This is a genomic window from Streptomyces synnematoformans, assembly GCF_039531005.1.
In the GTDB taxonomy this organism is placed as follows: domain Bacteria; phylum Actinomycetota; class Actinomycetes; order Streptomycetales; family Streptomycetaceae; genus Streptomyces; species Streptomyces synnematoformans.
The window spans coordinates 1-628 of sequence record NZ_BAAAPF010000762.1 but is presented as its reverse complement, the minus strand read 5'-3'; the positions used below and the strand labels follow the sequence as shown (position 1 = coordinate 628).

The following is a 628-nucleotide window of genomic DNA, read 5'->3' as shown; positions in this document are numbered from 1 at the left end:
TGAGCGCGCCGACGACCGGCACGGGGCCGGCGGCGGCGAGCTGCGCGGCGGCGGCGCCGGCGAACGGCAGCTCCGACAGCTCGCCGCGCAGGTGCAGGAAGAACAGCAGCGCCACGCCGCTGCCCAGCAGGCACGACGCCGCGGTGGTCACCGCGGCGACCGCCGGCGCGGCGGTCGGCCCGAAGCCGGCCGCGGAGAGCCCCGGCGACGGCTTGGCGTGCGGGTCGGTGCGGGCCACGGCGACCGCGAAGTGGACGGTGGCCGCCAGCGGCACCGTGCACCACGCCAGCTGCTCCGGCGAGGCGTGGCCGAGGGCAGCGAGCAGCAGGAAGCCGACGCCGGCGGAGGCGCACGCGACGAGCAGCCGGCGCAGCAGGACGAGGGGGTGGGAGCCGCGGGCTAGGCGGAGACTGAGCACGAGTCCTCCGAGTTCGCCGAGTTCTCCGCGGCCGCCGCCGGTCCCGCCGCCCCGGCGCCGCCCGCACCCGCACTGCCCGCACCCCCCGCGCCCCCGATCGCCCCGGGCGGCCCCGCGGTCCGCGCAGGGTCCGCCGCCCCCGCCGGGGTGCCGGGCCCCGCGTCCGCACCCGCCCCGTCGCCGTATCCCGGCACCTGGGCGCCCTCCTGG

1 protein-coding gene and 1 pseudogene are annotated in these 628 nt (G+C 81.2%); both read right to left on the bottom strand.

Going from position 1 to position 628, the window contains the following annotated elements:
- Positions 1-418, bottom strand: a pseudogene (locus tag ABD317_RS37565) (hypothetical protein); the annotation flags it as partial.
- Positions 400-628 (bottom strand): hypothetical protein (locus tag ABD317_RS37560; protein ID WP_344296638.1); only part of this gene is annotated, 229 nt, incomplete at its 5' end. The pseudogene ABD317_RS37565 and the gene ABD317_RS37560, both read right to left, overlap by 19 nt.